Here is a 24,472-nt window from a genome sequence, read left to right on the forward strand (position 1 = left end):
CGCACCACATGCAGACCGGCGCACCGGTTCGCACCTTTGCCCAAGCCGGGTGTACTTTTAACCAGGGGAGTTCAACAATGAATTTTTTCTCGAAGTGGAAGGGTCGTCTGCTCGTGGCCGCACTGGTCGCGACAGCGGTTTCGGCGCACGCGGAAGACCAGTTGGCGAAGGTCAAGAAGGCCGGCGAACTGGTGGTCGGAACCGAAATGCAGTTCGCACCATTCGACTTCCTGGAAAACGGTCAGCAACAAGGCTTTAATAAGGACTTCTTCGCCGAGTTGTCGAAGGAACTGGGTGTGAAAGTACGCTCCATCGACCTGCCGTGGCCAAGCGTGCTGCCGGGCCTCGAAGCCGGCAAGTTCGATATTGTCAGCGGCCCGGTGACGATCACCAAGGCGCGCATGGAGCGTTATGAGTTCACCCTGCCGATTGCCGACGGCACGGTTGCGTTGCTCAAACGCGCGAACGACACCAGCATCAAGACAAACGCCGACGTCGCCGGCAAGGCAGTCGGCGGCGGCAAGGGTTCGGCGCAGCTCGATCAGTTGAAGCAGTACGTTGCCACGCTGCCGGGCAAGACGAGCGTGCGTGAATACATCGACAACAACCAGGCCTATGCGGACCTCGCCGCCGGCCGGATTGTCGCCGTGGGTAATTCGCTGCCGAACATCGCTTATGTGGCGCGTCAGCGTCCGGACACCTTCGCGGTCGTGCAGCCGCCGTTCGGCACGAAGGTGTATTTCGCTTATCTCGGCCGCAAGGACGCGGACAGCAAGCCGCTTCTCGACGCGATCAATCAGGCGATCGTCAAGATGCACGGTGATGGCCGTCTTGCTGCTTTGCAGAAGAAGTGGTTCGGCGTAGTCATGGACACGCCCACCACCATGCCTTCGCCTAATTATTGAATTGCTGAATCAGCAATCCATTGATGCCCTGCAAGGCGCTTTAGCGCCTTGCTCCTTGCCGGACAGCCCATGTTCAGCCTTCACGCGTTGCTCGATGCCCTTCCCTATCTGATCAAGGCCGCACAAGCCACGGTCCTGATTTCGCTCGTCGGGCTCGTGGTCGGCTTCATTGTCGCTATCGCCGTGTGCAGCGCCCGGCTCTCGAAGAACCGCTTCGTCTCGAAACTCGGCGGCGCGTACGTCGGCTTTTTCCGCGGCGTGCCGCTGCTCGTGCAGCTTCTGCTGACCTACTATTTCCTGCCCTTCATCGGCATCAACGTGCCGCCGCTCGTGGCCGCCGCTGCCGCCGTGTCGCTATGCGAAGCCGCTTATCTCGCCGAGATCCTGCGGGGGGGATTCATCGGCATTCCGCATGGGCAACTCGAAGCGGCGCAGTTGCTCGGTTTATCGCGGCTGCATGCCGTGCTGCGTATCCAGGTGCCTCAGGCGCTGCGCACGACAATGCCCTCGCTCGTCAATGAGATGGTCATGCTGGTGAAATCGTCGTCGCTGATTTCAGTCGTAGGTGTCGCCGATATCACGCGCACCGCGCAGAATATTGCCGCCAGCACGTACCGGCCGCTGGAGGCCTATGTTGCCGCCGGGCTGGTGTACCTGGTCATCAACGGGACGTTGTCGCTGGCCGGACATCGCGCAGAACGCCGCATGGAACGGGCATAAGCACATGGCCATTCAATTCGATCCCACGGTCCTGACCGACTCCCTTCCCGCCCTCGCCGAAGGGTTCGCGACAACCATCGCCGTGTGGATTGGCGGCGTGCTGATCGGCATGGCGATCGGTTTCGCCATCGCCTTGCTGCAGATCTTCTGCGGCAAATGGGTGCGCGGATTCTTGCGTGCTTACATAGAGGTGTTCCGGGGAACGCCGTTTCTCGTGCAGCTTTTCGTGCTGTATTACGGCGGGCCTTCGCTTGGGCTTTCGCTTGAACCGCTGACAGCCGGTATTGTCGGACTCGGACTTTATGGCAGTGCGTATTTCGCGGAAGCATTCCGCTCCGGTTTTACGTCGGTGCCGCGCGGTCACATAGAAGCCGCCGAATGCCTGGGTTTTACGCGGCTGCAAGTCATCATGCGCGTACAGTTGCCGCAGATGCTGGTCATCATCGTGCCGGCGCTGACCAACCTGATCATTGTGCTGAGCAAGGAAACCGCGGTGCTGTCGGTCGTCACCGTGCCGGAGCTGACATTCGTGCTGACCGGTATCGGCTCGGAACGGTTTGCGTTCGTCGAAACCTTGCTCGCACTGTGCGTGTGTTATCTCGTGCTCGTGGAAGTGGCGTCGCGAGCCGGACAGTGGGTCGAGATCCGCGTAGGCCGCTTCCTTACGCGGTGAACGCGCGTTGGCCCCCATCAAACTGAGCGCTGAATCATGAAGAAACCGTCATGAAGAAACCGAATTCTGGCAACACGCTACCGCCCGCCGAATATCTTGTCGATGCACGGCATGTCGGCAAGCATTTCGGTGCACTGAAAGTGCTCGACGACGTCTCGCTCGCCGTGCGCAAGTCGGAGGTGACCTGCATCATCGGACCGTCGGGTTCGGGGAAAAGCACCCTGCTGCGTTCGCTTGCGTTCCTCGAGGAATACAGCGAAGGCGAGATCTATATCGAAGGCGAATTGATCGGTTATGTCACCGATCGAAACGGCCAGCGCGTGCGGGCGCCGCAAGCCGAGATCAACCGCGTGCGGCGCAACGTGGGCATGGTGTTCCAGCAGTTCAACCTATGGCCTCATATGACGGCCGTTGAAAACGTGGCCGAGGCGCTGGTGCGCGTACGCAAGCTGCCCAAGGCCGAGGCTCGCAAGCGGGCGCTGGCCATGCTCGACAAGGTCGGTCTCGCCGACCGCGCGGACAATCATCCGGCACGGCTCTCCGGCGGGCAGCAGCAACGTGTGGCGATTGCCCGCGCGCTGGCAATGGAACCGCACATCATGCTTTTCGACGAACCCACCTCCGCACTCGATCCCGAGCTGGTCGGCGAAGTGCTGCAAGTGATGAAGAACCTCGCGAACGACGGTATGACGATGGTGATCGTCACCCATGAAATGGGCTTCGCCGCGCAGGTCGCCGATACCGTCGTCTTCATCGATCATGGCAAAATCGAGGCGCAAGGATCGCCCGAGGACGTGTTTCACAACGCGCAACAGCCCAGGCTTAAGCAGTTTCTGCAGAACTATCTCGACCGGAACGCGTTCTGGGCGCGACGTGAGGAACCATCGGCGAGTGCGGTTCACGTGAGTACCGAACCAGCGGGATATAACGAAACCTGAGCGAAAACTGAGCGAAAACTGAGCCATATAAAACTGAGCCATACCTGAGCGAGACATGAATACAACCAGCCTTTCAAATCCGGCATCCGCCACCGCACCGCTCGCGCGCTACGAGCGTGTGAAGGAACATATCCGCACGCGCATCCTCTCCGGCGAATGGCGGCCCGGCGACCGGATTCCGTCGGAGATGACGCTGGTCGGCGAGCTGGGCGTGTCGCGCATGACGATCAACCGCGCGTTGCGCGAACTCACGGAGCAAGGCGTGCTGACGCGCTTCTCAGGCGTGGGGACGTTTATAGCGGAAGAAAAGCCGCAGTCGACGCTGCTGATGATCGCGCACATAGGCGATGAAATTCGCGCTCGCGGACACGAGTACGGTTATACGATCGTGCACGCCGCACGCGAGGCGGCCGCCAGTGATGTATCGGCGGCACTCGGACTCGCGCCGGGCGCGTCGGTATTTCATGTGGTGTGCGTGCATCGCGAGAACGGCGTGCCGGTTCAACTTGAAGATCGGTACGTGAACCCCGACGTCGCGCCGCTTTTTCTCGAACAGGATTTCGCAACGGTACGGCCGTCGGAGTATCTGTTCAATACCGTGCCGGCGCACGAGGTCGAGCACGTGGTTGACGCAGTGCTGCCCTCACGCGCAGATGCGAAACTGCTTGAGATCGGTCCGGACCAGCCGTGCCTCACACTCGTGCGGCGGACCTGGGCGAACAACGTAGCGGTGACGTTCGCGCGCTTCGTTCATCCGGGCACGCGGTATCGGCTGGGATGCAGGTTCAGCGCCGACAACATGCAGCGGCAGAGTTGATCGCCGCTGCCGTCGCACGCGCTTAAGCTTTTAAGTTCAAGCCACCCCTTCCGATGCAAAATGCAGCGGGCAGAATGCGGCAATCGTTCCGCTCGTTACCTGCTTCGCCACGGCCACTATGTCCGGTGCAAAGTAGTGATCGAGCGCATAATGTTCGACCTCCGAACGAATCGATTTCATGACCGGCTGCAGGCGCGGGCTGGTTTGATGCGGCGCGCGCAGATCCACGCCTTGCGCCGCCGCGAGCAACTCGATGGCGAGGATATGCGCCACGTTCTCCGCAATATATCCAAGCTTGCGGGCGGCAAACGTCGCCATGGAGACGTGATCTTCCTGATTTGCCGATGTCGGCAATGAGTCAACCGATGCCGGATGCGCGTAGGTCTTGTTCTCCGACGCCAGCGCCGCCGCCGTCACATGCGCGATCATAAAACCCGAATTCACGCCGCCATCGCGCACGAGAAACGGCGGCAAACCGGAGAGCGTCGCATCGATCAGCAACGCGATCCGGCGCTCCGCCAACGCACCAATTTCTGCAGCGGCAATGGCGAGGTTATCGGCGGCGAACGCAACGGGTTCCGCGTGGAAATTGCCGCCCGACAGCACTTCACCAGTGTCCGGGAAGATCAGCGGATTGTCCGATACAGCATTCGCTTCGATCAACAATACATCGGCTGCATGGCGCAACTGGTCGAGGCACGCGCCCATGACTTGCGGCTGGCAACGCAGGCTGTACGGGTCTTGCACCTTGTCGCAATCCGCATGTGAAATGTTGATACCGGAGCCTTCGAGCAACACACGATACGCCGCCGCCGCATCGATCTGTCCGGCGTGACCGCGCAGTGAATGAATGCGTGCATCGAAGGGTTTCACCGAACCTTCGGCGGCATCGACCGCTAACGCGCCCGACACCAGCCCCGTGCGGTACAAGTCTTCGATTGCGAACATGTTGTACAACGCGAGCGCCGTGGAAGCCTGCGTGCCGTTAAGCAACGCGAGCCCTTCCTTAGCCTGCAGAGTGAGCGGTTCAAGACCGGCGGCTTTCAGTCCATCGAGTGCAGGAGCCTGCCTGCCCTCGATAAACACCTCGCCAATACCCAGCAACACGCCAGACATATGCGCGAGCGGTGCGAGGTCACCCGATGCGCCGACAGAACCTTTTACGGGAATAACCGGCAGGATATCCGCATTGAATAACGTGATCATGGCGTCCATCACAACACGCCTGATCCCCGAGTGACCGCGCCCAAGGCTCGACAGTTTGAGCGCCATCAGCAGGCGAACGACAGGCGGCGCCATTGGTTCACCCACACCTACGGCATGCGACAACACGAGATTGCGTTGCAGCAGTTCAAGCTGATCGGCGGGAATGTGGGTGTTCGCCAACCGCCCGAAACCCGTGTTGATCCCGTAGGCCGGCAGACCCTTCGCAGCGATGTCTTCCACCGCTTTCGCGCATGCGTCGATGGCAGCGTGACTTGCCGGATCCAGTGTCAACTGGACGCGTTCCCGCGCGATGCGGCGAAGTTGGGGCAGTGTCAGTTTGCCGGGGGTGAGCTTGATCATCGGTCGTCCTTTTGGCTTTGGCTTTCGTCTTGTCTATACAAGAGAATAGCCTCGAGTCTAGGACAACAAAATCGGTATATACAAGCGTTTTTTTAGGGTCCGGATGAGAGAAGATGTTTTTTGCAGCAGGCGGCGGTATTGCTGGATAAGGGTGAAATCCTGCGGAGAATCCAGCTTACAGGTCAATTATATTAGTGTTACCCCTGATTTTTTGGTAGCGCTTGGCAGCAACGGACCGGTAATAAACCACAGCCGTCGATCTGTCTATACCGCCGAGCCAACTTAGCTCAGGTCTCGCTGATATCGCTATTCGTCTCCAGCGGCTGATCATCCAGACTCGGCCCGCTTAACGAGAGCCCGCCAGCGGCTGTTGCTGCATAGCCGTCAGATGCCCGCTTTATGCGCGGTGAAAATCAATCGGAGGCCTAGCGCGGTAATTGCGCCCGCAGCAAAACGATCGATCCATTTCTTGGCGCGCAGGTAAAGCTCGCGCGGACGGCGGCTGGAGAAACACAAGGCCACGACGGTGTACCACCCTGCTTCTATAGCAAAGATCATGGGAGGCAGAATGAGATAACACCAGAGCGGCGGATGTTGCGGCAACAAGGCTGCGAAGATACTGCCGTACCAGATCGCGGTCTTCGGGTTGCTGAGTTGCGTAGTGAGACCGATCCAGAATGATTTACGCGGATCATGGTTCTGCACGCCACGTCCATCGTCCACGACCAACGGACTGGATGCTCCACGCCAGATCTTCGAGGCGATATAGATCAGGTAGAGTCCCCCGGCAACCTTCAAGCCGACATACAGCCATTCAACCGCCGACAGGAGCGTATAAAGCCCGGCGAGTGCAATGCCGCTGAAGAAAACGCCGCCCACGCCCATGCCGAGTGCGGTCGCCAGTCCGTCCGTGCGAGATAAGCCGATCGCGTTGCGCGCGACCAGCACGAAGCTTGGACCCGGGCTCATTGCGCCCATTAATAGAGCGGCAAGTATGGCGGCAACGGCGGCTAAGGCGGTCATCGGCATTCTCCTGGAGGTAGGGTTATGGAATGCGTTTTCCAGAAAAATAACACGCGTGAACCGGCTCCGCATTTGCAAATTAAGAGGATTGTTAAACACCGGTCATAACTTGCATACGCGTTGCGCAAAGCGCAGATTGAGCGGTGCGGGCGATCATCGCGAGGGATAGGTAGTCGAAGGTCTGCACAATGACCACGCTTAAGCGAATTACAGTGTGACTACCAAGGCGTCGACGTCGCCAGATGCGTCCGGTACCGGCTCAACAGCACCGCCCTTGCCCCTGGATACTGCTCGCCGGTTTCATCGGCTGACGTGATCCTGTCCGTGCGAAAACTACGGAAATCCTGGCGCTTTTCGCACCATGCGCCGAGAATTCGGACGTTGTCGAGGAAGCCCAGCGCGACGGGCCAGACGATACGATCCGACGGCTCGCCCTGCCCATCCAGATAAGCGATCCGCAGTTTGCACTGGCCACGAATGGCCGCGCGCAGGCCAGTGAGCGGCACGGCATTGACGGGGAAGTCCGGCACCGGAGGACCGGACAAAACAGTCGGGGCGCGCATTGCATCCTTGCCCGACGCGTTCAATACGGCATCAATCTTGGCCAGCGCCTGAGCGGCGGCCTTACGCAAAACATCATCGCCGCGCTGGTCCACATACCGCAGGCCCAGCACCACGGCGTCGATCTCGTCTTCGCTCAACATCAGCGGCGGCAGGAACAACCCCGGCCTAAGCACGTACCCTATGCCGGCTTCGCCATGTATCGGCGCACCCTGTTCAACCAGCGTCGCGATGTCGCGATACAGCGTGCGCTCGGACACAGCCAGGTCTGACGCGAGTTCGGACGCAGTCACCGGCACACGCTTCGCGCGAAGCCTCTCCAGCAAGGTCAATAAACGTGCGGTTCGGGACACCCTGTCTCCTGACAGTATCTGACAGGAGCTAAACGTACCATGAACTTCACCCGGCCAATCCCGCGCCGCCAACGATTTCCCCTGGGACCCTATGCCCGCCTACGTCATTTTCATCCGCGAGAAAACACGCGACGCCGATCAGTTGGTGCGTTACAAAGAAAAAGCGCAAGCCGTCTTCGCGAATCATCCCGTGACATTTCGCGCTTACAACGGCCGTCATGAAGTGCTCGAAGGTCCAGACGCGGAAGGCGTTTTGATCCTCGAATTCCCCTCATTCGATGCCGCCCGCGCGTGGTACCAGGACCCGGTGTACCAGGATGCGTCGATGCACCGGTTCGTGGGTTCGGATTATCGATGCATCCTGGTCGAAGGCATGTGATCACCGTGCCGGGGCTGCGTTCAACGTCACCTGCTTGACCGCGCTCGATTGCAGATTCCATTTGGCGACTATTGCCGCATAGGTCCCGTTCGCGATCAATTTATTCAACGCGCCAGGCACGGCATCGCGTAACGTCGGATTCGACTTCGCAAACGCGATGCCTTCGGGCGACGTCGCTGTCGCTAACGGACATGCAGACTCGGAGTCCATCCACATTTTCGATGACATTCACGCGATCGCGTGGACTACGGTAAACTTATTGGATGGTCCGCGCGAGAATTCGCCCATACGGGTCTACATCGACTTCATTTCATAAAACGTACCCATGTAGCTTTCCGAGAACCTCCTGACCGTTCATAACGGCTTTCCACTTGGGGGTTCCCGGGCACAGGTGCGCTCGCTTGTTCGATATTCGAACAACACGCTTTATCTTTCGACTTTTATCGACGCTACGCCTTTGAAGCGTGGCGCTGTCATTCGCACTTTGAGCCCGAGGGCTTCCAGCGCCTCATTCAGCACTTCGCGCCGTTCACAGGCGCAGTGTATTTTTTATCTGACTGCGAACACAATTGATGAAGATTCAATCACTCCGAGAGCAGTGGACATCGAACCTCCCGGGTAACGTGCTTGCGGGCCTCACCTCGTCGTTTGCCCTCGTCCCCGAATGCATTGCCTTTGCGTTGGTCGCGCAAGTGAATCCTCTTATGGGGCTTTACGGCGCTTTCATCATTTGTACACTGACCGCCATCTTTGGTGGCCGCCCTGGAATGATCTCGGGCGCCGCTGGCTCGATGGCCGTCGTTATCGTCGCGCTTGTCGTAGAGCACGGCGTCCAATACCTCCTAGCCACCGTCGTCCTGAGCGGCGCGCTGATGATGCTTTTCGGGCTATTGCGTCTGGGCAAGCTGATTCGAATGGTGCCGCATCCGGTGATGATCGGATTTGTGAACGGCCTGGCCATTATCATCGCCATGGCGCAACTGGAGCATTTCAAGCGCGCGACTCCTCAAGGTCAGGTATGGCTGCAAGGGACATCGTTGGTGGTCATGTGTGCGTTGGTTGCACTGACGATGTTGATCGTCTATCTCCTACCCCGAATCACCAGGGCCGTACCGCCGGCCCTTGTCGCCATCGTAAGCGTCGGGTTGCTCAGTCAGATCATGCATTTGCCCACGCGGACATTAGGCGACATGGCCCATATCGCAGGCGCCGTCCCGAGCTTTCATCTGCCGCAAATACCGGTCGACTTCGAGACTTTCCGGATTGTCTTTCCCTACGCGCTGCTCATGGCGATAGTGGGTTTGCTGGAAACGCTGCTCACTTTCAATCTCACCGATGAGATCACCGAGACCAGTGGACGGCCAAATCGCGAGTGCCTCGCACTCGGCGTTTCAAATGTCGTTTCGGGCCTGTTCGGCGGCATGGGCGGTTGCGCGATGATCGGTCAAACCATGATTAACCTGAGTTCGGGAGGACGCAGCCGCCTGTCAGGAGCGACGAGCGGCATCATGATCCTTCTGTTCATTCTCTTCTTATCTCCGCTCATCGAACGGATCCCCTTGGCCGCACTGGTCGGGGTGATGTTCGTTGTCGCACAACAGACCTTTGCATGGGGATCGCTTCGGGTGCTGGGTAAGGTTCCCCGCAACGATGCGCTCGTGATCATCGCCGTGACGGTCATTACCGTTTTCACCGATCTGGCAATTGCCGTATTGTGCGGGATCGTCATAGCCGCGTTGAACTTCGCCTGGCAGCATGCACGCGAAATACGCGCCGAGCTGAAAAACAGCAATGATGGTGCGCGGACATATGTCTTGCACGGCACATTGTTCTTCGCGTCTACCGCAAATTTCCAGGACCTTTTCCATCCCCAAACCGATGCGGAAGAAGTGATAGTTGATTGCCAGCATTTGCACGTGGCTGATCACTCTGCAATAGTTGCTTTCGAAACGCTGAAGGACCGCTATCAAAAGGCAGGAAGGCGTTTGCGATTCGCGAACCTGTCGACGCGCAATCAACATATTCTCAAACGTGCGGGTGTTTCCCTTATCAACGTCTGACGCCGATCGAATCGCAAACTGTGCGGCCGATAAACGGCGACCGACTCCGCTCAATCAGGGGCAGACCGGGTTCGGCCAGCAGCCGTCACGCACCGTCTGTTCGCTGGCCCCGCAGCCGGAATGCCCGGTGCGCCAGTACCCGCCTCGCTTTGTGGCCGGTGTGCGCCGCAAAGCGCAAGCGGCTCTTCACTCGTGCGGCCAGAAAAGAGACAGCCCTGTACGTCGGGTCGGCTATCATGCGTATCCTCTTCGAAGTAGCTCCTTATGATTTCCGTCCGTAATGTCACGCTGCGCCGCGGCGTCAATGTCGTACTCGACAGCGCATCCGTCACCTTCACCCCCGGCGAAAAGATTGGCCTTGTCGGCCGCAATGGCGCCGGCAAGTCGTCCTTCTTCGGCCTTCTCAACGGCACGCTGCACGAAGATGGCGGCGAGTTCTCGATTCCCGCTGCATGGAAGATGGGCCAGGTCGCGCAGGACATGCCGGAGACCGAGCAGAGCGCGACCGATTTCGTAGTCGACGGTGACACGGTGCTGCTGGCCGCGCAGGCCGAAGTAGCGGCCGCTGAGGCCGGCGACGACGGCATGCGCATGGCGCACGCCTACATGGAGCTGCACGACGCTGGTGCACACGATGCCCCCGCACGCGCCGAAGCGCTGATCCAGGGCCTTGGCTTCAGTGCTGAGCAGCTTAGCCAGCCGGTCAACAGTTTCTCCGGCGGCTGGCGCATGCGACTGCAACTGGCGCGCGCGCTCATGTGCCCGTCCGACTTGCTGCTGCTCGACGAACCGACCAATCACCTCGACCTCGACGCACTGGTCTGGCTGGAAGCGTGGCTCAAGCGCTATCAGGGAACCATGGTCGTGATCAGCCACGATCGCGAATTCCTCGACGCGGTGACGCAGGTGACGGTGCACGTCGACAACGCCAAGCTTGTGCGTTACGGCGGCAACTACAGCAAGTTCGAAGACATGCGCGCCGAGCAGATGCTGTTGCAGCAGGCCTCGATGGCCAAGCAGGCGGACAAGATCGCCCACCTGCAGAAATTCATCGACCGATTCAAGGCCACGGCCTCGAAGGCGAAGCAGGCGCAGAGCCGGGTCAAGGCACTCGAGCGCATGGAGAGAATCGCACCGGTGCTTGCCGACGCAGACTTTACCTTCGAGTTCAAGGAACCGCTCAACGTCCCGAACCCGCTGTTGTCGATGCTGGACGCGAGCTTCGGCTACCCCGCGCCGGACGAGGCACCCACAGGCACGCCGCCCACGGTCATCGTGCGGGGCATCAACCGATCCGTGCTGGCCGGGCAGCGCATCGGCATTCTCGGTGCCAACGGCCAAGGCAAGTCCACGCTGGTGAAGACGATCGCGCACGAGCTGGCGCCAATTGCCGGCGAAATCAGCGAAGGCAAGGGTCTGAATATCGGCTACTTCGCCCAGCAGGAACTTGACGTGCTGCGTCCTCTCGACACGCCGTTGGAACACATGATCCGCCTTGCCAAGGACACGCCGGCGAACATGCGTGGTCCCGGCCAGAGTGGCACCGAACAATCGCTTCGCACCTTCCTCGGCACCTTCAACTTCAGTGGTGACATGGTCCATCAGAAGGTCGGCACGATGAGCGGCGGCGAAAAGGCGCGGCTCGTGTTGTGCATGATCGTGTGGCAGCGTCCCAACCTGCTGCTGCTCGACGAGCCGACCAACCACCTCGACCTGGCCACACGCGAAGCGCTAGGCATGGCGCTCAACGAATTCGAAGGCACAGTGTTGCTGGTCAGTCACGACCGGTCCCTGCTGCGCGCGGTATGTGACGAGTTCTGGCTCGTCACCAAGGGCGGCGTCGAGCCCTTCGACGGCGATCTGGACGATTACCAGCAGTTCCTGCGCGACGAAGCCCGTCGCATGCGCGAGCAGGCTGTTGGGGAGCAGAAGGCCATCGCCTGAGTTATACCCCCCCGGCAGGTCCAGTTATTAAGTGAGCACGGCGAGCCGGACCGCGTCGCCACGTTCGCCCGTGGCTCACTCACCTCTCGCGCTCACCGTCCCACTACCCCATCCACCGCCCTCAACACCAGCCCGAAAAACTCATCGGCGTGAGCGGAATTCAGCCAGCGGACCACCACCGCCATCTTTCGCTCCGGTTCAATCCACATGAACGAACTACCCGCGCCAATTGCAAAGTAGCTCGACGCCGGCACGCTCGGAAACACGCGGCGTTCGTGATTGAGCCAGACCAGATAACCGTAATACGGCGCAAGCGCACAAGGCGTTTTCATGCGCGCGAGCCATTCACTCGAGATGATCCGGCGCCCGTCGACTATCCCGTCATCGACAAAAAGACGCGCCACCTTGAGCTGATCATTTGCGCTGATCGACAGTCCACCGCCCCAGTGCGTGCCACCCGGAACCGACTGCATGCGCCGCCCGTTGAGTTCAATCCAGGCATTGTCATATCCCGCCCATTGCCATTGTTCACTCGCGCCAAGCGGCTGCATGATCGCCTCGCGGAACACCTCGGGCAACGGCCGTCCGAACAAATGCAGCAGCGCCAGTGAGAACTGGTTGATGCGGACATCGTTGTATTCCCAGTACGTTCCAGGCGCCTGCACCTGTCGAAGATCGCCCTTCTTGCCATCGGGCGCGCGTCCGAACGTGACCGCGCGAAAATGGTCCGCCTGATCCGTCAGTCCAAAATACTCGCCTCGCCATTCACTCGTCTGCTGAAGCAGATGCGCCCACGTAATGCGGGCATTGTGCTCATCATCGAAACCGATACCCGGTACGCGTCTATGCACCGGCTCGCTCACATCCGGCAGCAAGCCGCGATCAAACGCCACGCCGGCCAGCAAGGCCAGATAAGTCTTGGCGATGCTGAACGTCAGGTCGGCGCGATCAGGTTCGCCCCAAGTTGTGAGCACTTTGCCATCGATGGAAATCGCGCCGGAAACCGGACCGCGATCGTGCACGGGACCCAGCAGCCGGTTCCACGGCGGCGGGTCGTTCACATGCACGCCCCAGGCGCCATCCACATGGCGGTCCCAGAGGCTTTCATGATCTATCGAGAACTGTGTGGCTTGCTGCAAATCCTTCATGTCGGTCATGTCCAGTAGTTCATCCAACGGTTTAATGCACTTTCAGGCGCGTTCGCGCCCACAGCAGCGTGAAGAGACTGATGATGGCCGCGAGCATCAGATAGAGGCCGGGCGCGAGGTTATTGCCCGTGACCGCGATCAGCGAAGCCACCGCAAGCGGCGTGAAACCGCCGAACACCGTAGTGCCCACGTTATAGCCCACCGCCATGCCGGTAGTCCGCGTACGGACGGGAAACAGGTCCGACATCAACGCGGGAATGGGCGCGAAATAGATGGCCTTGAGTACCGCGACCCAAACAACCGCGGCCAGTAAGGTAAGCAGCGAGGGATGCGCATTCATGAACATGAACGCCGGATAGATGGTGACGAAAAACACCGATCCGGCGCCAAGCATGATGCGGGTGCGGCCCACTTTGTCGGACCAATGGCCGACCATCGGCGTCAGCACCATGACGATAAAACCCGCCGCCAGCGTCGCGATAAATCCATACGACGGCGCAAGCCCCAGCTGCCTGCTCGCATACGTCGGCATGTAGAGCAGCATATAGTTTGCCGTAGTCGTCAGCACCAGCGAACCGATGCACACCAGCACTCGTTCCTTCTGCGTAGCCATCACTTCGCGAATGGGCGAAGCGGACCGTTCGGTGCGTTCGAACTCGGGGGTTTCATCGACATGCCGGCGGATATACCAACCCACCGGGCCAATCAGGAGGCCGAACAGGAACGGGATGCGCCAGCCCCAGCCTTCGAGTTGCGCCGGCGTGAGCGTGCTCGTCAGCACCGCGCCGAACGCCGATGCAACCAGTACGCTCGCGCCCTGGCTCGCGAACTGCCAGCTCGCCATGAAACCGCTGCGCGCGGGCGCATGCTCGGTGAGGAAAGCCGTGGAACTGCCGAACTCACCGCCCGCCGAGAATCCCTGCAAGAGCCGCGATGCAAAGATGCCGATGGGCGCCAGCACGCCAATGGCCGCGTAGCCGGGCATCAGCGCGACCATGCCGGTCCCGAGCGTCATCATGGCGATGGAGAGTGTCAACGACGCCTTGCGGCCCTTGCGGTCGCTGTACGACCCCAGCACGAATGCACCCACCGGCCGCGCAAGATACGAGAGAGCAAAAGTACCGAGCGTCAGCAACAACGACACCGTTTTATCGGTGGTCGGAAAGAACAGTTTCGATAACGTCGACGCGAAATAACCATAGACCACGAGATCGTAGAACTCGAGCGCATTGCCTATGGATGTCGCGGCAATCAGCTTGTAGATGCTGGCGTGTCTTCGTGCTTCAGGCAAAACGGTGGTGGCGTCGGTGCTCATCGGGCAGACCTCGGCACAAAGGCGGCGTGGTCAGGTTCACCCAGATCCCAGAACAGACCCGCCATGATGCACAACCCCTCACGCACGACCGGACCAAGCAAATGCTCGTCGGGTGCATGCTGCGAGCAGCCAGGATACGAATGCGGCACCCATAGCGTGGGCATGCCGAGGATCTCCGCGAAAGCGTCGTTGGGCAGCGTGCCGCCCAGGTTTGGCAGGAGCACGGGTGCCCGCCCGGTGGTCTGCTTGAGCGAGCGTTCGGCCCATTTCACCCAGGCGTTGTCGGGGTCCACGCGCGTGGCGGGCGAGCCCCGATCAACCTCGATGCTGACCCTCTCGAAGCCCCGTTCATCCAGATGGCGACGCACGATTTGCTCGAGGTTTTTCCAGTCCGTTCCGACCACGAAGCGGATCTGCATGTACGCGAACGCGTGCGGCGGGATTGCATTGACCGGCTTCTCGGGATTGCCGGTCCGGAACGCCAGCACCTCCATGTTGTTCCAGCCGAATACGCGTTCAGCCGGCGTGAGGCCGGGTTCGCCGTAACCTGTGTCGACTTCCGGCTCGCCCGGGTTGCCGCCGACGGTAATGCCCTCCAGCGCTCGCCGCACCGCTTGCGGCACCTCCGGCGGTCTGAGACCTTCAACGAGGATGCGCCCGTTGGCATCGACCATCGACGCAATCGCGCTGGCCAGCACCACGCCGGGATTGCGCAACAAGCCGCCCCAGTTGCCCGAATGATGGCCGCCTTCGCGCAGGTTCACATCGAGCTTGAAGTTCACCAAGCCGCGTGAACCGAGGAAGATCGTCGGGTGCGCGGCGCCCAGACGCGGGCCATCGGAGGCAATCAATACGTCGGCGCTCAATTCGTCGCGAAGCAGCTCGCATACGGCATGCAGGCCGGGCGAGCCCACCTCTTCACCGGTTTCAACCAGCAGCTTCAAGTTGAAGCCGAGCCGGCCGTCCCGTGCGTCCAGCACGGCCTTGAGCGCGGCCAGGTTGATGCTGTGCTGGCCTTTGTTGTCGGCGGTGCCGCGTCCGTACCAGTGATCGCCGGCGACAGTGACTTGCCACGGCGACATGCCATCGCGCCACTGCGCGTCGTAGCCCCGTACGACGTCGCCATGCCCATAGGTCAGGACCGTCGGCAAGTCATCGCTTTCGTGACGATGAGCAATCAGGAACGGCCCCGCGCCCTTCGCGGGATTGTCGACCAATCGGGACGTGAAACCGAGTTCGGCCAGCGCTGGCGCGATCTCTTCGTCGAGATACGCACTTAGCAACGGGCCGCTTTCCGGCTCCTGGCTTTCGGTGCGCATCACCACGCGGCGACGCAAGTCTTCGAGAAAAATGCCGGAATCGTACAGATCGGCTGCAGCTTGAATAGCGGTCTCGCGTGTCACTTCTTTATCTCCGATGAAGCACGCCAAAGGCGTTGGGTCTTCTAATCCGGGAAATCGATGACGCGATCTTGATATCGCCGATATTTATGGACAATGACAATATTTGGCAGATTCCGTTGCCGAAAAGGCAAAGCTCCCACGAGGCATGCGTCATGCAAACCACTGCGCTACGTTATTTCCTTGAGGTCGCCCGAAGCGGGTCGCTAAGCCGAGCGTCCGAGCGGCTGTTCGTCGCGGTATCGGCACTAAGCCGGCAGATTGCAAAGCTGGAGGACGAGATGGGCGTGCCGTTGTTCGAGCGGCGGCCGCGAGGCATGGTGCTGAGTGAAGCGGGACGCCTCCTGGCTGCGCATGCGCATCGCAGCCTGATGGAGCAGGATCGCGTGACCGAGGAGATTCGCGGCCTGACGACGGATCATCGCGCCACGATCCGTGTATCGAGTTCCGAAGGGGTTGCCCGGGATTTCCTGCCGCAGGTGTTCGTGCACTTCCTGAAGACCTGGCCGGCGGCGCATTTTCAACTCGATGTGGACGCGCCGACACAAGCCACGCAGCGAGTGCGTGACGGCACCGCCGACATTGCCGTGTGTTTCAGCGTCGCACCGGAAAAGGACGTCAACGTGCATTACGCGCAGCGCGCGCCGATCTTTGCGCTGGTCGCACAAGACCATCCGTTGGCGCAACGGCAATCCGTCTCGCTTGCCGACCTGAAACTGTGGCCGCTAGCGATCTATGACGAGGGCGTAACCGTCAGACAATTATTCGATATCGCCTGCAGCCTTGAAGGCCTGACCTTCGAGCCCGTGTTCGTGAGTAACTATGGCAGCGCACTGCAGACCTTCGTGCAGCAGACGAAGGCGGTCACGCTGGTCGGGTACCTGACGGTTCGCAGCCGCCTCAAGCCGGACAATCTGGCGGCTGTGCCTATCAGCAACCCGGAGTTGCATCAGCGGACACTTCAGGTTCAGACCATGGCCGGGCGTACGCTACCCAAGGCTGTGGCCGCGTTTCTTGAACTGCTGATAACGGCTATTCAAGATCCTTCGTGCCTCGACTGATTTTTTATTTAGGTCAACCCCGGAATCCACGACGTACCGGCTAACGGCACCCGCGCCATGGCCGCGGCTTCGACCGTCAGCGCCACCAGATCCTCAGGTTCCAGATGATGGACATTCTGCTTGCCGCAAGCCCGTGCGATCGTCGTCAGTTCCATGTTCAGCGTCTTCAGGTAATTGCGTACCCGGCGCGAGCCTTCTTCCGGCTGCACGCGCTGTTCAAGCAACGCATCCTGGGTCGTGACACCGACCGGGCATTTACCGGTATGACAATGATGGCAAAAACCCGCCGATGTACCCAGCGCCGCATAGTCCGCCGCGGCCGAATGCAGACCGCCATGCTGGAAATACGTATCGCTGTTGCAACCTAGCGCCATCAACATGCCTTGCCCGATCGCCACGGCATCTGCACCCATCGCCAGGGCCTTCGCAATGTCCGCACCGGTGCGAATCCCGCCCGACACGATCAACTGCACCTGCCCCTTCATGTTCAGGTCCTCAAGCGCGTCCACCGCCTGACGGACAGCCGCCAGCGTCGGAATGCCGACGTTCTCGATAAAACATGTCTGGGTCGCGGCTGTGCCGCCCTGCATGCCATCGACCACGACCACGTCGGCGCCCGCATGGACGGCAAGCTTCACGTCGTTGAAGGTGCGCGTTGCGCCGACCTTCACATAGATCGGCTTTTCCCAATCGGTGATCTCGCGCAACTCCTGGATCTTGATCAAGAGGTCGTCGGGACCGGTCCAGTCGGGATGACGGCTCGCCGAACGCTGGTCGATACCCGCCGGGAGCGTGCGCATGGCAGCCACGCGCGGGTTGACCTTCTGCCCAAGCAACATGCCGCCGCCGCCCGGCTTCGCACCCTGCCCGATTACCACTTCTATTGCATCGGCGCGGCGCACGTCGTCGGGATTCCAGCCGTAGCGCGACGGCAGGCACTGATAAACCAGCGTCTTGGACGAGCGGCGTTCTTCCTGCGTCATCCCGCCATCGCCGGTCGTGGTCGAAGTCCCTGCCGCAGTCGCGGCTTGCCCGAGCGCTTCTTTCACGTTCGCCGAAAGCGCGCCGAAACTCATTCCTGCAATCGTGATCGGGATATCAAGCACGATGGGCTTCTTCGCGAAGCGTGTACCGAGTACGGTCCTTGTCACGCATTTCTCGCGATAGCCTTCGAGCGGATAACGCGAAAGCGATGCGCCGAGAAACAGCAGGTCGTCGAAATGCGGCACCCGGCGCTTGGCGCCAAGGCCACGGATTTCGTACAGGCCGCGCTGTGCCGCCGTGTGGATATAGTCGATCGTGCTGCGGTCATAACCTGCTGACTCTTCTTGCTGCAGCCGGGCAAAATGAACCGGTTTGGCTTCCATGGGGACCTTCTCAGAAGAACGGAAATGTCAATATTCCTGGTTCGCGTCGGCGTTCCAGTGGTAGAGGGTGCGCGCCGAAGCAATGCGTTTGAACGACATCGGATCGTGATTCAGTCCCGCAGCTTTCAGCAGATCGCGAACGGCTGAGACATCGGCGTCGGTCATCTCTTCGTACTGCGCGTCCGCGCCGAGCGACTTCACCGAACCGCGTACGTAGAGCACCGCTTCGTAGAGGGAGTCGCCAAGCGCGTCGCCCGCGTCGCCGCAAATCACCATGCGGCCCGCCTGCGCCATGAACGCCGAGAAGCTGCCGACCGACCCGCCGACCACAATGTCGCCGCCTTTAAGCGAGATTCCACAGCGCAGGCCGGCATCGCCATCGATCACAAGCAGGCCGCCATGCGCCGATGCCCCCGCGCCATTCGACGCAAAACCCTTCACGTGAACCTTGCCGCTCATCATGTTTTCCGCGACGCCCGTGCCCGCGCTACCGTCCACGATGATCGTCGCGTGTTTGTTCATACCGCCTGCGTAGTAACCCGCGTGTCCGTCGATCAACACCTGCACGGGGGCATCCACGCCAACCGCCAGATTGTGAGCGCCGTTCGGCGACACGACCGTCACCTGCCGCCCTTCGAGCGTCTCGGGCGCACCATGAAGAAACTGGTTGACCTCGCGGACCGACGCTTTTTCCAGGTCAAAGATCACGCTTTCCATACATACATCTCCTCGGGTGCAGGCTCAAACACTTTGGCATGCTTGATATCGGGCAAATGCGCCAGGGACCGGAATTCTGATGCGATCGCGACATAGTCATCGGTCTCGGCCACGACCGCTGGCTTGCAGGCAAACGGATCGCGAATCAACGCCAGTTCCGTCGATGTCCCCATCAGGAAGGTGTAGAAACCGTCCAGTTCCTCGAAGCCCTTTTGCAGCGCTACCGGCAATTCATCCCCTTCGCGCAGCCGCCATTCAAGAAAACGGCAGGCGGCTTCGGTGTCGTTGTCGGTATCGAAGTGAATGCCTTGCGGTTCGAGCATGCGGCGTACGCCATAGGGGTTCGATAGCGAGCCGTTATGCACCAGGCAGAAATCCTCGCCAGCCGTGAACGGATGCGCTCGATCGGGCGTTACCGCCGACTCGGTAGCCATGCGTGTATGCCCCACGAGATGCGAGCCCTTCAGATTCGCGAAGTCGTAACGCGCCGCCACCTGCGCCGGCGTGCCGATGTCCTTGTACAAATCGATGGAACGTCCCGTGGAAAGCAGGTACACCAACGGAAACGCTGAGCGCAGCCACGTCTTCACGGCTTCCGGATCACCCTGCAGGGTCAGGATCGCGTGATTGCCTTGCGCGTCCACCTGCGCGTCCACATTCATCGCGCCGTTCAATGCAGCCGTCAGCCCGCTCCAGTCGAAGCGATCGCCCTCCGGGGTGAACCCCGAATACAGGCTGAGTTTTCGCCTGGCCGCATCCAGCGGCTGGCTGAACACCGCCAGGCCTGCCGAGTCCGGGCCGCGCTCGGTCATGCCAATCAGCATGGGCACCATCAAGGCCCCAAGCTGCTCGCGCAGTGCCGGCGTTTTCACCAGCAAACCTACGATTCCGCACATCGTGCTTCTCCTCAGAAAAATTCCAGATAATTCTTCATTTCCCAATCCGATACATGCCGCATGTATTCGAGCCATTCCATCCGCTTGAGCTTGAGGAATTCATCGGCGACAGGACCGAGCGCGTCGCAGATCAGGCGGTCGCTTTCGAGTGCGTCCAGCGCGTGCTCAAGGTTCTGCGGCAACACGCCGATGCCATGTTCCTTCAGCTTGGCCGGCGACCACTCGTAGAGGTTTTCATTGGCCGGGGCACCGGGCGACAACTCACGCTCGACCCCGTCGAGACCCGCCGCGATCACGGCGGCCGTCGCCAGATACGGATTGCACGCGCCGTCGGGCAGGCGCAGTTCAATGCGCTCGCCCGGCATGCGCACCATGGTCGAGCGATTGTTGTCGCCGTAGCTGACATACGCGGGCGCCCAGGTTGCGCCGGTCAGCGAACGGCCGACGACCAGCCGCTTGTATGAGTTCACGGTCGGGTTGCATAGCGCGGTGAGCGCCGGTGCATGGGCGAGCAAACCCGCCGTGAAGTGATACGCAAGCTTCGACAAGCCCATGCCCGACGGATCGCTTTTGTCTGAGAAAAGATTGCTCACGCCATCGCCGATGGACATGTGCATGTGCATGCCGTTGCCCGGCCGGTTCGCGAACGGCTTGGGCATGAACGAGCAGATCAGCCCCATCTCGTTCGCGATCTCGGAGGCTGCCATCTTGAAGAACACGTAGTGATCGCAAGAGGTCAGGCAATTCGTGTACGTATAGTTGATTTCGAACTGGCCGTTCGCGTCCTCGTGATCGATCTGGTAGACATCGATACCCGCCGCGCGCATGGACTCGGTGAGCTTTTCCAGGAACGCGCGCGTGCGCGACAAACCCTTATAGTCGTAGCAGGGTTTGGCGAGCGTATCGCTGGCATCGCACGGCTCGATAACGCCCGTCGCCGAACGCCTGAGCAACGAGAACTCTGGTTCAAGCCCTGTAAACAAGGTCCATTTGCGCTCCGTCAGCCGCGCTATCTGCTTTTTCAATGTCACGCGCGCGTCGTAGGCCCAGGGTTCGCCCTTGACATGACCCTCGCAGACAATGCGCGCCGTACCGCTTTGCCACGGCACGGTGGTGAGGGTCGAGAGATCGCCCACGGCCATGAAATCGGGCCCGTTCGGCTCGATGCCAACGCCCCAGATTGCAAAACCCGCGAACCCGGCACCCGCAGTGAGAATGCTATTGAGGTGCGCGACCGGCACCGACTTCGCCTTGGCCACGCCGTGAATATCGACGAACTGCGCCAGCACGTATTTCACGCCTTGTTGCACGAGCCAGCTTTGCGCGTCCTGCGCGGATTCAAAGCGCGGGGTCGTGCCAAGCTCGGTGCCAAGCTCCGCGACCGGCGCGTTGCCGCCATCGTTCAGGTTCATCGTGACTCCTTGCATCGTCTATCGTTGGTTGAAAAAGCCATGCCTCTTTTGCATGGCCCGACTACGACCCGCTCGAAAATCACCCGTCCCGGCGCTCTGCCAAGCAAGTTCGTAGTATGTGCAGAAATTTATTGATATGCAACAATAATTCCTACCATGAAACATATGACGCGTACCTACCCCAACTGATCTGCTAACCTGCCGTTTTCTCATGAGGCGTGCAATGCAAACCGAGGATGACCGCAAGAATCCGCTTGAGCATTACCTTGGCGCGACCATCCGCGAACTTCGCCAGCGCCATGGCTTGACCATTGCCCAGGTTTGCGAACAGGCCGGCATCAGCCGCGGCATGCTGTCGAAGATCGAAAATGCCCAGACGTCGACCGGACTCGATGTTCTCAACCGGATCGCCCAGGCCCTCGGCGTGTCAATGTCGGCCCTGTTTCGCAATTACGACGTCCCCGACGGTGGTGCCCAGTTCGTCAAAAAAGGGGCCGGCATGGAAGTGGTCCGTAAGGGAACGAAACGCGGCCATACGTACCATTTGCTTGCCTATGACCAGGGTCCGAGGAAAATCTTTGAACCGTTCCTCATCACGATGGATGACGAGGCTGAACGATTTCCGATCTTCGAGCATCCCGGCACTGAGTTCATCCACATGCTGAAAGGGGTGATTGAATACCGGCACGGCCAGCAGACCTATGTCCTGCATCCGGGCGACACCCTCACGTTCCAGGGCGATGTTCCGCATGGTCCGGAGAAGCTCATCAAGATGCCCATCCAGTTCCTGTCGATCATCCTGTACCCGCCGACGGCCGCCGAATGAAGGCTCGGAACACGCCTCGACATAGCCATGCAACGATCATGCCAAGTTTCCCTTTGAGAACTAAAAGTTCATGACAGGAAACCATTCGGCGACCATGAAAGGTGGCACTGATGGAAGTGCGGGAAACGCTACCGCCTTAAGGCGGTGCGCTGTCTGCCTCGCTTGGTGCGTCGACGCACGCTGCCGGGCGCGCCCCTTATAAAGTTCATCACAAACGCTTATGCAAAGTGCGCAAGGAAGCTGAACACGCTCCGGTTTTCTGTCGTTACGGTTAGCGGCTTCGTCTGAAGTCTGCATCAATCCGCGCTCTCTGCATAAGTTTGCTTAATACAAAGCGGCTTAGCATTTCCCCTCCCTACAATCCGTTCATCGATCTTCTTTCAGGAAGTGCCATGAGCCACTACGACTTTATCGTGATCGGCGCCGGAGTTATCGGCGCGTCGGTTGCCCATCATCTCGCCGCGCTGGGCGCCAAAAGCGTGCTGGTCGTGGATCGCGGCACGATCGGAGCGGGCACGACGTCGCAGTCGTCGGGGCTGTTGCGCACGCACTATTCCGTGCGGCAGAACGTGGAACTCGCGCGTTCGTCGTGGCACGCGTTCAACAACTTCGCGGCTTACGTGGAGGACGATGAAGCTTCGTGCGGCCTCGTGAAATGCGGTTATATGATCTGCGCGCCCGAAGGCGACAAGCTCGCGCCGCTGCAGGCTTCGCTCGATGCGCAGCAAGGCATGGGCATAGAGGTACAACTGCTCTCGAAGGCTGAAGCCCGCGAGCGTTTGCCGATCGCTCAATTCGACGATGCCGCGTTGATCGGCTACGAACCCGAGGCGGGTTTCGCCGATGCTTATCTGGTCGCGACGGGCTTCGCGCGCTCGGCTCGCCGGCGCGGCGTGAAGATCATGGAGAACACGACCGTGACCGGACTCGTGCGCGATGGCCGTCGGGTGACCGGCATCGAAACATCGGCCGGCACCTTCAGTTGCGGGGCGCTGATCAGCACGCAGAACATCTGGACACCCGAGCTCGCCGGGTGGATCGGCGTGCCGCTGCCCGTCAAACCGGAACGCCATACAGTGCTGGCCCTGGAGTGCGACGCCGCGCCCTATACATTCAGCATGCCGGCCTTCAAGGATCTCGGCTCGCCGGGCATGCTGTATTTCCGCAGCTACGGTGGCCGCCAGATGCTCGTGTCCGAAGGCGTGGTGGGTGAAACGCTGAACGCCCCTGAGACCGAGCAAGGCGATATCTCGCTCGACTATGTCGGCGAGGTCGGTGCCCAGGTTGCAGAACGTTTTCCCGCGTACGAAATGGCTGGGCTCGCGTCATCGTGGACCGGGGTGTACGACGTCACGCCGGACTGGAACCCCGTGCTCGGGCCGGTCGGGGACATAGAAGGATTGACGGTCGGGTTTGGTTTCTCCGGCCACGGCTTCAAGTTGTCGCCGGGAATCGGCAAGATTCTCGCGCAGCATGCACTGGGGCAAACAACCGATGTCTCCCTCTCACCGTACGCGCTCGATCGTTTCGCGAGTGGCGCGTTGCTGGTCGGCAAATACGGTTCGGGCGCGGTGTCCTGATCCCTTCGACGGTAATAACCCTGAGATGACCATGAAAATTCTCGTCCCCGTGAAACGGGTCGTCGATGCCAACGTGCGCGTTCGCATCGGCTCTACCGGCAGCGTCGATACGGCAGGCCTGAAAATGTCGCTTAACCCGTTCGACGAATGCGCTGTCGAGCAGGCCTTGCGTCTGCGTGAAGACGGCGTGGCGTCGAGCGTGACCGTGCTCACCTGCGGCCTGCCTGTTTGTCAGGATGTGCTGCGCACCGCATTGGCGATGGGTGCGGACAACGCAGTGCTGATCGATACAGCCGATGCTTCGCTGGACTCGCTCGCCATAGCGCGCCTGCTGCATGCATTCATGATCGCCGAAGCTGATACCGATACCGACACCTTCGGTCTCGTGCTGTGCGGCAAGCAGGCGATCGATGACGACATCGGCGGCGTTGCGGCCATGCTCGCCGGGTTGCTCGGCTGGCCACAGGCACTCAATGCATCCGCGATCGAAGCGGCAGGACGCGGCTGGCTGGTCACCTGCGGCGACGACGCCGGCACGACCACCTGGCGCCTTGACGGGCCGGCCGTGGTCAGTGCGGACCTGCGCTTGGCCGAGCCTCGCCGCGTCACGTTGCCGAGCATCGTGAAGGCTAAACAAAAGCCGCTGCGCACGCTTGATGCCGCAACGCTCAACGTCGCTCTCGGCACACAAATCCGCATCGTGGAGATAGCCGAGCCGGCGGTCCGCCAGCCCGGCATCAAAGTCGCCGATACCGCCGCGCTGCTTGGCGCCATCGGCAGCGAGCGGCTGTTTCAGAACGTGGGAGCATGA

General features: G+C 60.4%; 23 protein-coding genes. 12 read left to right on the plus strand and 11 right to left on the minus strand.

Annotated features, from left to right (window positions below):
- Positions 1–77 precede the first annotated feature (77 nt).
- From ACSQ8V_RS26175 to hutC, 5 genes are all read left to right on the plus strand, one after another.
- Positions 78–905, plus strand: a complete 828-nt coding sequence (locus tag ACSQ8V_RS26175; protein ID WP_436184536.1) for a transporter substrate-binding domain-containing protein — start codon at positions 78–80, stop codon at positions 903–905.
- Positions 906–974: 69 nt separating this feature from the next.
- Positions 975–1,625, plus strand: coding sequence for an amino acid ABC transporter permease (locus ACSQ8V_RS26180; RefSeq protein WP_436184537.1), 651 nt, complete (start codon positions 975–977; stop codon positions 1,623–1,625).
- Between the two features lie 4 nt (positions 1,626–1,629).
- A complete protein-coding gene (locus tag ACSQ8V_RS26185) occupies positions 1,630–2,298 on the plus strand; it encodes an amino acid ABC transporter permease (protein WP_089161660.1) in 669 nt (222 codons plus the stop codon).
- Positions 2,299–2,348: 50 nt separating this feature from the next.
- Positions 2,349–3,236 carry an amino acid ABC transporter ATP-binding protein gene (locus ACSQ8V_RS26190; RefSeq protein ID WP_436207628.1) on the plus strand — a complete coding sequence of 296 codons (888 nt, stop codon included), beginning with the start codon at positions 2,349–2,351 and terminating at the stop codon, positions 3,234–3,236.
- 55 nt (positions 3,237–3,291) lie between these two features.
- A complete protein-coding gene (gene hutC, locus ACSQ8V_RS26195) occupies positions 3,292–4,053 on the plus strand; it encodes a histidine utilization repressor (RefSeq protein ID WP_436184539.1) in 762 nt (253 codons plus the stop codon).
- 36 nt (positions 4,054–4,089) lie between these two features.
- Here hutC and hutH read toward each other — a convergent pair whose 3' ends face one another.
- The 3 genes from hutH to ACSQ8V_RS26210 all read right to left on the minus strand — a co-directional run bounded on the left by hutH (position 4,090) and on the right by ACSQ8V_RS26210 (position 7,556).
- Positions 4,090–5,619 (minus strand): histidine ammonia-lyase, encoded by a 1,530-nt coding sequence (hutH, locus tag ACSQ8V_RS26200; protein ID WP_436207629.1) that lies wholly within the window; start codon positions 5,617–5,619, stop codon positions 4,090–4,092.
- Between the two features lie 384 nt (positions 5,620–6,003).
- Positions 6,004–6,642 (minus strand): LysE family translocator, encoded by a 639-nt coding sequence (locus tag ACSQ8V_RS26205; RefSeq protein WP_436207630.1) that lies wholly within the window; start codon positions 6,640–6,642, stop codon positions 6,004–6,006.
- A gap of 218 nt (positions 6,643–6,860) precedes the next feature.
- Positions 6,861–7,556 (minus strand): helix-turn-helix transcriptional regulator, encoded by a 696-nt coding sequence (locus tag ACSQ8V_RS26210; protein ID WP_436207631.1) that lies wholly within the window; start codon positions 7,554–7,556, stop codon positions 6,861–6,863.
- 91 nt (positions 7,557–7,647) lie between these two features.
- Between ACSQ8V_RS26210 and ACSQ8V_RS26215 the strand changes: the two genes are divergently transcribed.
- Positions 7,648–7,935 carry a DUF1330 domain-containing protein gene (locus ACSQ8V_RS26215; protein ID WP_213765662.1) on the plus strand — a complete coding sequence of 96 codons (288 nt, stop codon included), beginning with the start codon at positions 7,648–7,650 and terminating at the stop codon, positions 7,933–7,935.
- Here the strand turns inward: ACSQ8V_RS26215 and ACSQ8V_RS26220 are convergent, their stop codons facing one another.
- A complete protein-coding gene (locus ACSQ8V_RS26220) occupies positions 7,936–8,163 on the minus strand; it encodes a hypothetical protein (RefSeq protein WP_436207632.1) in 228 nt (75 codons plus the stop codon).
- Between the two features lie 344 nt (positions 8,164–8,507).
- On the opposite strand from ACSQ8V_RS26220, the gene ACSQ8V_RS26225 reads away from it, so the two are divergent.
- Together ACSQ8V_RS26225 and ACSQ8V_RS26230 are read left to right on the plus strand one after the other, a co-directional pair.
- On the plus strand, positions 8,508–9,995 hold the full coding sequence (locus tag ACSQ8V_RS26225) for a SulP family inorganic anion transporter (protein WP_436207633.1): 1,488 nt from the start codon (positions 8,508–8,510) through the stop codon (positions 9,993–9,995).
- Between the two features lie 264 nt (positions 9,996–10,259).
- Positions 10,260–11,939 (plus strand): ABC-F family ATP-binding cassette domain-containing protein, encoded by a 1,680-nt coding sequence (locus ACSQ8V_RS26230; RefSeq protein ID WP_213765661.1) that lies wholly within the window; start codon positions 10,260–10,262, stop codon positions 11,937–11,939.
- A gap of 92 nt (positions 11,940–12,031) precedes the next feature.
- Here ACSQ8V_RS26230 and ACSQ8V_RS26235 read toward each other — a convergent pair whose 3' ends face one another.
- Genes ACSQ8V_RS26235 through ACSQ8V_RS26245 form a run of 3 tightly spaced genes read right to left on the minus strand, consistent with a single transcriptional unit; the run spans position 12,032 to position 15,805 of the window.
- Positions 12,032–13,096, minus strand: coding sequence for a serine hydrolase domain-containing protein (locus tag ACSQ8V_RS26235; protein WP_436207634.1), 1,065 nt, complete (start codon positions 13,094–13,096; stop codon positions 12,032–12,034).
- Between the two features lie 22 nt (positions 13,097–13,118).
- Positions 13,119–14,402, minus strand: coding sequence for an MFS transporter (locus tag ACSQ8V_RS26240; protein ID WP_436207635.1), 1,284 nt, complete (start codon positions 14,400–14,402; stop codon positions 13,119–13,121).
- A complete protein-coding gene (locus ACSQ8V_RS26245; RefSeq protein ID WP_436207636.1) occupies positions 14,399–15,805 on the minus strand; it encodes a M20 family metallopeptidase in 1,407 nt (468 codons plus the stop codon). Before ACSQ8V_RS26245 ends, ACSQ8V_RS26240 begins: the two co-directional genes overlap by 4 nt.
- Before the next feature lie 152 nt (positions 15,806–15,957).
- Between ACSQ8V_RS26245 and ACSQ8V_RS26250 the strand changes: the two genes are divergently transcribed.
- Positions 15,958–16,863, plus strand: a complete 906-nt coding sequence (locus ACSQ8V_RS26250; RefSeq protein ID WP_213765658.1) for a LysR family transcriptional regulator — start codon at positions 15,958–15,960, stop codon at positions 16,861–16,863.
- Positions 16,864–16,871: 8 nt separating this feature from the next.
- Here the strand turns inward: ACSQ8V_RS26250 and ACSQ8V_RS26255 are convergent, their stop codons facing one another.
- From ACSQ8V_RS26255 to glnT, 4 genes are read right to left on the minus strand one after another with little or no spacing between them, the layout of a single operon-like run.
- A complete protein-coding gene (locus ACSQ8V_RS26255) occupies positions 16,872–18,230 on the minus strand; it encodes an FMN-binding glutamate synthase family protein (protein WP_213765657.1) in 1,359 nt (452 codons plus the stop codon).
- Positions 18,231–18,257: 27 nt separating this feature from the next.
- Positions 18,258–18,947: a protein glxC gene (locus ACSQ8V_RS26260; RefSeq protein WP_213765656.1), complete on the minus strand. Its 690-nt coding sequence runs from the start codon at positions 18,945–18,947 to the stop codon at positions 18,258–18,260.
- On the minus strand, positions 18,935–19,843 hold the full coding sequence (locus ACSQ8V_RS26265; protein WP_213765655.1) for a class II glutamine amidotransferase: 909 nt from the start codon (positions 19,841–19,843) through the stop codon (positions 18,935–18,937). Before ACSQ8V_RS26265 ends, ACSQ8V_RS26260 begins: the two co-directional genes overlap by 13 nt.
- 11 nt (positions 19,844–19,854) lie before the next feature.
- A complete protein-coding gene (gene glnT / locus ACSQ8V_RS26270) occupies positions 19,855–21,255 on the minus strand; it encodes a type III glutamate--ammonia ligase (RefSeq protein ID WP_436207637.1) in 1,401 nt (466 codons plus the stop codon).
- 223 nt (positions 21,256–21,478) lie between these two features.
- On the opposite strand from glnT, the gene ACSQ8V_RS26275 reads away from it, so the two are divergent.
- From ACSQ8V_RS26275 to ACSQ8V_RS26285, 3 genes are all read left to right on the plus strand, one after another.
- Positions 21,479–22,081: a helix-turn-helix domain-containing protein gene (locus tag ACSQ8V_RS26275; RefSeq protein WP_213765653.1), complete on the plus strand. Its 603-nt coding sequence runs from the start codon at positions 21,479–21,481 to the stop codon at positions 22,079–22,081.
- Between the two features lie 392 nt (positions 22,082–22,473).
- On the plus strand, positions 22,474–23,661 hold the full coding sequence (locus ACSQ8V_RS26280) for an NAD(P)/FAD-dependent oxidoreductase (RefSeq protein WP_436207638.1): 1,188 nt from the start codon (positions 22,474–22,476) through the stop codon (positions 23,659–23,661).
- A gap of 31 nt (positions 23,662–23,692) precedes the next feature.
- Entirely contained in the window at positions 23,693–24,472 is a 780-nt protein-coding gene (locus ACSQ8V_RS26285) for an electron transfer flavoprotein subunit beta/FixA family protein (protein ID WP_436207639.1), read from the plus strand.

The sequence above is a fragment of the Caballeronia sp. LjRoot31 genome (genome assembly GCF_964253885.1).
GTDB lineage: Bacteria > Pseudomonadota > Gammaproteobacteria > Burkholderiales > Burkholderiaceae > Caballeronia.